Source organism: Spirillospora sp. NPDC048911, from assembly GCF_043198015.1.
GTDB lineage: Bacteria > Actinomycetota > Actinomycetes > Streptosporangiales > Streptosporangiaceae > Spirillospora.
On record NZ_JBICUD010000009.1, the window covers coordinates 364,706 to 371,940 of the forward strand.

The 7,235-nt window shown below is 71.5% G+C and carries 9 protein-coding genes; all 9 read left to right on the top strand.

From position 1 onward, the window contains the following. Positions 1 to 10 precede the first annotated feature (10 nt). The 9 genes from ACGFNU_RS36425 (at position 11) to ACGFNU_RS36465 (ending at position 7,086) form a co-directional block, all read left to right on the top strand. Entirely contained in the window at positions 11 to 733 is a 723-nt protein-coding gene (locus ACGFNU_RS36425) for a thioesterase II family protein (protein WP_392601121.1), read from the top strand. Continuing rightward, positions 730 to 1,590: a 3-hydroxyacyl-CoA dehydrogenase family protein gene (locus ACGFNU_RS36430; RefSeq protein ID WP_392601122.1), complete on the top strand. Its 861-nt coding sequence runs from the start codon at positions 730 to 732 to the stop codon at positions 1,588 to 1,590. Before ACGFNU_RS36425 ends, ACGFNU_RS36430 begins: the two co-directional genes overlap by 4 nt. Next, positions 1,590 to 2,261: an O-methyltransferase gene (locus ACGFNU_RS36435; protein ID WP_392601123.1), complete on the top strand. Its 672-nt coding sequence runs from the start codon at positions 1,590 to 1,592 to the stop codon at positions 2,259 to 2,261. The genes ACGFNU_RS36430 and ACGFNU_RS36435 overlap by 1 nt, the downstream gene beginning before the upstream one ends. Positions 2,262 to 2,276: 15 nt before the next feature. Then, positions 2,277 to 2,552, top strand: a complete 276-nt coding sequence (locus ACGFNU_RS36440) for an acyl carrier protein (protein ID WP_392601124.1) — start codon at positions 2,277 to 2,279, stop codon at positions 2,550 to 2,552. Next, complete coding sequence (locus ACGFNU_RS36445; RefSeq protein WP_392601125.1) at positions 2,545 to 3,645, top strand: acyl-CoA dehydrogenase family protein; 1,101 nt, start codon at positions 2,545 to 2,547, stop codon at positions 3,643 to 3,645. Before ACGFNU_RS36440 ends, ACGFNU_RS36445 begins: the two co-directional genes overlap by 8 nt. A 31-nt stretch (positions 3,646 to 3,676) precedes the next feature. Continuing rightward, on the top strand, positions 3,677 to 4,762 hold the full coding sequence (locus ACGFNU_RS36450) for an HAD-IIIC family phosphatase (RefSeq protein WP_392601126.1): 1,086 nt from the start codon (positions 3,677 to 3,679) through the stop codon (positions 4,760 to 4,762). A 103-nt stretch (positions 4,763 to 4,865) separates the two neighbouring features. Then, on the top strand, positions 4,866 to 5,099 hold the full coding sequence (locus ACGFNU_RS36455; RefSeq protein ID WP_392601127.1) for a phosphopantetheine-binding protein: 234 nt from the start codon (positions 4,866 to 4,868) through the stop codon (positions 5,097 to 5,099). Next, on the top strand, positions 5,096 to 6,352 hold the full coding sequence (locus ACGFNU_RS36460) for a cytochrome P450 (protein WP_392601128.1): 1,257 nt from the start codon (positions 5,096 to 5,098) through the stop codon (positions 6,350 to 6,352). The genes ACGFNU_RS36455 and ACGFNU_RS36460 overlap by 4 nt, the downstream gene beginning before the upstream one ends. Continuing rightward, positions 6,349 to 7,086 carry a thioesterase II family protein gene (locus ACGFNU_RS36465; protein ID WP_392601129.1) on the top strand — a complete coding sequence of 246 codons (738 nt, stop codon included), beginning with the start codon at positions 6,349 to 6,351 and terminating at the stop codon, positions 7,084 to 7,086. The genes ACGFNU_RS36460 and ACGFNU_RS36465 overlap by 4 nt, the downstream gene beginning before the upstream one ends. The last annotated feature ends 149 nt before the right edge of the window (positions 7,087 to 7,235 follow it).

The following is a 7,235-nucleotide window of genomic DNA, read 5'->3' on the forward strand; positions in this document are numbered from 1 at the left end:
GTTGCTCAGGGTGAGAGAAGTCGATGAATCCGCGGAGGGCGGAGGCCCGGCCACGCTGCTGTGCGTGCCGTTCGCGGGAGCGGGCCCTTCGTTCTTCCATCCGTGGAAGGCGCTGTCCGCCGGCCGGTGGCGAGTGGTCACGGTCGAGCTGCCCGGCAGGGAGAAGCGGCTCCTGGAGACGCCGTATCGCAATGTCGTCGAAGCGGCCAAGAGCGAGGTAGACGGCATCGTCGCGGAGCTCGGCGAAGGAGCGCGGACCGTGCTGTTCGGGCACAGCCTGGGCGCGGTGCTCGCGTACGAGCTGGCGCATCTGCTGAGCGCGCGCGATGTGCGCGTCGAGCAGTTGGTCGTCAGCGGCTCGCCGGGGCCGTGGACGCAGCGCGAGCGGCGGGCGTCGGGACTGCCGGACGAGGAGTTCCTCGCCAGGGTCGAGGAGTTCGCGGGTTTCCGGCACCCGGCTCTCGATCACCCGGAGATGCGCGAACTGATCCTCCCCACGCTGCAGGCCGACTGCGAGATGCACGAGAACTACGTCCCGAGCACCGACGAACCGGTGTCGGTGCCGATCCACTCGCTGCGGGGCGGCTCCGACGGCCTGGTGAGCGCGGAACAGGCCCGGGAGTGGCGGCGCGCGACCACGAGTGAATTCGGTTACGCGGAATTCCAGGGCGACCACATGTACCTGGTCGACCGTGCCCGGGAAGTGCTGGACACGATCGAGGCGGGCCGATGACGCGAAACGGGAGAACGCCCTCCGTCGCCGTGTTCGGGGCGGGAGTGATGGGCGTCGGCATCACCGCCCTCGTCGTCGGGCGAGGGCTGCCGGTCACGCTCGTGGACGTCGACCAGGCGCGGCTGGAGACGGCTCGCAAGCGGGTACGGGACGAGCTCCGGATGGCGCACATGATGGGAGCCCTTCCGCGGCGCGGGCCGGCCGGTGAGCTGAGCCTCGCCGGCTCGGCGGTGGCGGCGGCGGACGCCACCTGGGCGATCGAGGCGATCACCGAGGACGCCGAGTTGAAGGCCAAGGTCCACAGGGAGATCGCCGCCGCGGTGGCGCCGGGGACGCCGCGGATCACCAACACCTCGTCCATCCCGGTCGACGAACTCGCCGGCCAGGTCCCCGCCCCCGTGGACCTGGTCGGCGTCCACTTCATGAACCCGCCCTACCTGATCGGCACGCTCGAGGTCATTCGCGGACCCCGGACCGGCGAACGGGCCATGTCGGCCGTGCGGGACCTCCTGACCGCACTGGACCGGAAGGGGATCGTGGTCGGCGACGGCCCCGGCTTCGTCACCAGCCGGGTGCTGCACCGCATGATCAACGACGCGGCCAACGTCGTCGCGGAGGGCCGGGCCACCGTCGAGGACGTCGACGCGCTGATGGAAGGCTGCCTCGGGCATCCGACGGGTCCGCTGCGGACCGCCGACCTGATCGGGATCGACAACCTCGTCGACTCCCTGACGGTGCTGTACGAGCGCACCGGAGACGAGGGCTGCCGCCCGAGCGAGCTGCTCCTGCGCAAGGTCGCGGACGGCGACCACGGGCGCAAGACCGGCCGGGGCTTCTACGAGTACGGGACCCGCTGATGGCCGGCCAGGTGGAGCTGAGCGAGCGCCTGCTCGGCTACGTGCGGTCGGTGTCCCTGCGCGACGACGAGATCCTCCGTGACCTGGTCGCCGAGACGGCGTTCATGCCGGCGCTCAGCGCCATGGTGACCATGCCGGAAGAGGGACAGCTGCTCGCCATGCTGGTCGGGCTGACCGGTGCGAAGAACGTGCTGGAGATAGGCACGTTCACCGGTTACAGCACGCTGTGCATGGCGCGGGCGCTGCCGGCCGGCGGCCGGATCATCACCTGTGACATCAGCGAGCGCTGGACCCGGATCGCCCAGCGGTACTGGGTTCGCGCCGGGGTGTCCGACCGGATCGAGCTACGGCTCGGCGACGGCGCGGAGACGATGTCGGCGCTGCTCGCCGAGCGTGGGCCGGAGACCTTCGACCTGGTGTTCGTCGACGCCGACAAGACCGGCTACGCGCACTACTACGAGCAGGCGCTGACCCACCTGCGGCCCGGCGGCCTGGTGGTGCTCGACAACACGCTCTATTTCGGGCGGGTCGCGGATCCGGACGCGGACGACCCCGACACGGGCGCCATCCGCGCGCTCAACGCCTCGCTGCACGACGACAAGAGAGTCGGCCTGTCCATGCTCGTGATGGCGGACGGGATCACGCTGGCCCGCAAGAACACAGTGAGCTGAGAAGGGAGCTGTCCCATGACGGAATCGACGACCGCGTCATCGGTCGCTGAGATCGAGCAGCGCATCGGTGCGTTCCTTGAGACGAAGACCAAGACGACCTGGGAGCCGGAGGTGGATCTGTTCGCCTCGGGCGTGGTCTCCTCGCTCTTCGCGATGGAGCTGGTGGTGTTCGTGGAGGGGACGTTCGGCATCACCGTGGAGGGCGCCGACCTCGCGATCGACAACTTCCGCACGTTGCGGTCCATGAGCTCGCTGGTGACGCGGCTACACGGCGACCACGCCGGTGCTTGAGACCCTGACCGCGCTGGTCAGCGACACGGTCGCCGGCGCCGCGGGCGAGTGGGACGTGGCGGGCGAGATCCCGGTCGGCGTCATGCGGGGCCTGGGCGCGAAGGGCGTGCTGTGCGCCGAGGCGGCCCCCGAGTTCGGCGGTCTCGGGCTGTCCGGCATGGACAACGGGGAGCTCACCGCGCACACCGGCGCGCTGTGCGGCTCGCTGCGCAGCGTGATGACGTCCCAGGGGATGGCCGCGTGGACCGTCCAGCGGTTCGGCGACGGCGCGCAGCGGGCGGAGTACATCGGCCGTCTCACCGGCGGGGACCTGGCCGCGGTGGCGTTCAGCGAGCCGGGCGCCGGCAGCGACCTCGCCGCGATGACCACCGGGATCCGGCGCGACGGCGACGAGATCGTCATCGACGGCACCAAGACGTGGATCACGGTCGCCGCCTACGCCGACTGGATCGTGGTGTTCGGCCGCTACCAGGGTGCCGGCGCGGTCGCCGTGGTGCCGGCGTCGGCGCCCGGTGTCCGGATCACGCGCGTGGCCGACCCGCTCGGCTGCCGCGCCGCCGGGCACGCCTCCGTGGTGCTCGACGACGTGCGGCTGCCCGGGCGGAACCTGCTCGCGGTGGCCGGCCAGCCGGTCGTCATGCTGACCACCATCGCCCTGACCTACGGCCGGCTGTCGGTCGCCTGGGGATGCGTCGGCATCCTGCGCGCCTGTCTCGCGGCCGTCGCCCGGCACGCCGCAGACCGCGAGCAGTTCGGGCGACCCCTGCTGAAGCACCAGCTCGTCGCCCGCCATCTGGCCGAGCTCTACGCCGCGGAGCGGACGGCGACGTTCGCGTGCGAGCAGGCCGGCCGCAGCCGGGACGGCGGTTCGCCGGAGCAGGTGCAGGCGTCGGTCCTCGCCAAGCACGTCGCGGCCGGGAACGCCGCCCGTGGCGCGGCGTCGGCGATGCAGGTGCTCGCCTCCGCCGGCGCGGCGGGCGGGCACGTGGTGGAGCGGGCCTACCGCGACGCGAAGCTCATGGAAGTCATCGAAGGCAGCAACGAGATCTGCCAGCTGATCCTCGCCGAGCACGCCGCCTCGGCGGCGGGCTGAGAGGTCGTACCGGGACGGAACGGGAGCGGACATGTCCGGAGCGGATCCGATCGTGAAATGCCTGATCTGGGATCTCGACAACACGCTGTGGAACGGCACGCTGGTCGAGGACGGTCACGTCGAGGTCGACGACGTCGTCCGCAAGGTCGTGACGGGGCTCGACGCGCGCGGCGTGCTGCAGGCCGTGTCGAGCCGCAACGACCACGACGAGGCGTGGGCGCGGCTGGAGAAGCTCGGCCTGGCCGAGTACTTCGTCCTGCCGCACATCGGCTGGGGCCCGAAGTCGGAATCGGTGCGGAAGATCGCCGAACGGCTGAACTTCTCGCTGAAGACGATCGCGTTCATCGACGACCTGCCGAGCGAGCGCGCCGAGGTCCACTACCACCTGCCGGAGGTCCGGTGCTATCCGGCCGAGCAGGCACGCGACCTGCTCGACCTGGCCGAGTTCAGCCCGCCGGTGGTCACCGTCGACGCCCGCCGGCGCCGCGAGATGTACCAGGCCGGGTTCGAGCGGGACCAGCAGCGCGAGAGCTTCCAGGGCGCCGACGAGGACTTCCTGCGCTCCCTCGACCTGGTGATGCACATCGCGGAGGCCAGGGACGAGGAGATCACGCGGGTCGAGGAGCTGACCCTGCGGACCAGCCAGATGAACGCGACCGGCGTGCACTACCCGGACACCGCGCTGCGCGCGCTGCTGTCCGACGAGGACCACGACGTGCTGGTGGTCTCGATGTCCGACCGCTTCGGACCGCACGGCGCGGTCGGGGTCATGCTGATCGAGAAGACGGCGCGGGCATGGCGCATCAAGCTGCTGGCGACGTCGTGCCGGGTCGTCTCCTTCGGCGCGGGCGCGGTGCTGCTGCGGTGGCTCACCGACGCGGCGGCGCGGGCCGGAGTGCACCTCGTCGCCGATTTCAGGCGTACCGAGCGCAACCGGATGATGGAGGTGGCCTACCGGTTCGCCGGATTCACCACCGCGGAATGCGCCTGTCTCGCCCCGTTCACGCCTCCCGAGGGCACCGAGTGCCTCCATCTGGAGCCGGTCCGGCAGGACCCGCCGACGACCATGCGCGTCATCGCCCCCGCCCGGACGGGTCCGTCCTGGACCGGCGTGTGAACGTCAACCCCGGCCGTCCGAAGGGGCCGTCCCGCCGGCGGGACGGCCCGAAACCTCCCGGCGGCCGTGATGGTGGTGCTGGTCGGAAGGAAGGAACCTGGCAATGGAATCGTCGCCACAGGAGATCTCGGCGCTGTGGGCCGAATTCCTCGACGGGCGCGAGGTCGGGGTCGATGACGACTTCTTCGCGATCGGCGGCAACTCGCTGATCGGCATCAAGATCATCGACCGGGTGACCCGGGACTACGGCGTCGAGCTGTCCGTGCGCGACTTCTACCTGGCGCAGACCCCGGCGCGGGTCGCCGAGCTGATCCGGCGGGGGAGGGCACGGGCATGAGGTTGACGCCGGCCGCCGCGGGCGGCATCGGGATCGACCTCGATCGCGTCGACCTGTTCGACCTGGACCTGTACACCTCGGGCGATCCGCACCCGGTCTGGGACGCGATGCGCGCGAAGGCGCCCCTGCACCACCAGGTCCTGCCGGACGGCCGGGAGTTCTGGTCGGTGACCCGCTACGACGACGTCTGCCGCGTGCTCGGCGACCACCGGGCGTTCACCTCGGAGCGCGGCACGGTGGTCACCCACCTCGGCGAGGACGACGTCGCGGCGGGCAGGCTGATGACGTCCACCGACCCGCCGCGCCACACCGAGGTCCGCAGGGCGATCGGCGCCAGGCTCACGGCGCGGGCGGTGGCGTCCTGGCGGGACCGGATCCGGCGGGCGGTCGTGCGCTTCCTCGAACCGGCCCTGGACGGCGGCTCGTTCGACCTGGCCGAGCGGGCGCACCGCCTCCCGATGGTCGTCGCGGGCCCGCTGCTGGGGATCCCGGAGCGGGACTGGGACGAGCTCGTGCAGCTGACCGCGATGGTGACGGCGCCGTCGGACCCGCACTTCCAGCACGGCAGCGAGGCCGCGACGCTGGCCATCTCCCACCATGAGCTGGTCACCTACGTCACCGAGTGGGTCAGGCGGCGGCGGTCGGACGGCGGCGAGGACGGGAGCCTGCTCGACCACCTCATGAGCGTCCGCGCGGGAGACGCGCCGCTGACCGACGAGGAGATCGCCCTCGACGGCTACAGCATTCTCCTGGGCGCCAACGTGACGACGCCGCACACCGTCTCGGGCACCGTGCTCGCCCTCATCGAGCGGCCCGAGCAGTTGGACAAGGCGCAGGCCGACCCGTCACTAATCCCGAACCTGGTCGAGGAAGGGCTGCGCTGGACGTCGGCCGCCTGCAACTTCATGCGGTACGCCGTGAGCGACATCCGGATCGGCGGGGGCACGATCCCGGCCGGCGGGGCGGTCGTCGCGTGGATCGGGTCGGCCAACCGGGACGAGTCCCAGTTCACCGATCCGCACGAGTTCGACATCACGCGCAGCGGCGCGGGCCGCCACGTCGCGTTCGGATTCGGGCCGCACTACTGCGTCGGGGGACCGCTGGCCCGGCTGACGCTGCGCGTCTTCTTCGAGGAGCTGCTCCAGCGGTTCGGATCGATCGTCCTCGACGGCGAACCGCGGCACCTGCGGTCGTACTTCATCGCCGGGATGACCCACCTGCCCATCGTCGCCGAGAAACGAGCGACGCCATGACCCCCGGCTCAGCCACCGTCACCTCGCCGTGGTTCGTTCGGCCGCAGTCCGCCGGGCACCCCGCCCGGATCTTCTGCTTCCCCTACTCCGGGTCCGGGGCCTCGGCCTTCAGCGCCTGGCCGGCCGCGATCGGCGACATCGAGATCTGCCCCGTGCAGTTCCCCGGCCGCGAGAACCGGCTGGGCGAACCCCACTACGGCACCTACGAGAATCTCGCCACCGGCCTGGCCGGGCCCCTGGTGCCGCTGCTCGACACGCCGTTCGCGTTCTTCGGGCACTGCGCGGGCGCGCTGGTCGCGTTCGAGACCGTGGTCCGCCTCGCCGAACTGGGACTGCCCGGACCGCGGTGCCTCATCGTGTCGGGCCAGCCGGCCCCGCACGACGCCGCTCTGGACCGCATGCTCACCATGACCGAGCCCGAGCTGCGCGCCGAGCTGGAGTCGGTCATCCGCGGCCGGGGGATCGAACCGCGGCCGGACATGATCGATCTGGGCATGGTCGTGCTGCTCCGCGATCTCACCGCCGCGGCCGGGTACCGGCGGGCGGAGCCGGTCGCGGTGCGATGCCCCATCGTCGCGCTGCACTGGCGGGACGACCCCGACGTCAGCCTCGGCCAGTTCGACGGGTGGCGCCGGTACGCCGAGTCCGTCGAGATCCGGGTCGTCGACGGCGGCCACCACGACTTCATGAACGCGCCGGACGACCTGCTGAAGCCGTTGACCTCGTGGCGGTGACCGCAGTGCAGCCGGTGGTCCCCATCAAGCCCGGTGAAACCCCGCACACCGCAGCCTCACCACAGCCGCCCCACCCGGCGGAACGGCCGGGCCCACCGGGCCCGCGGCCGGCCGTCCCCGTCACCACCTGACCCTCTGTGAGGAATGGC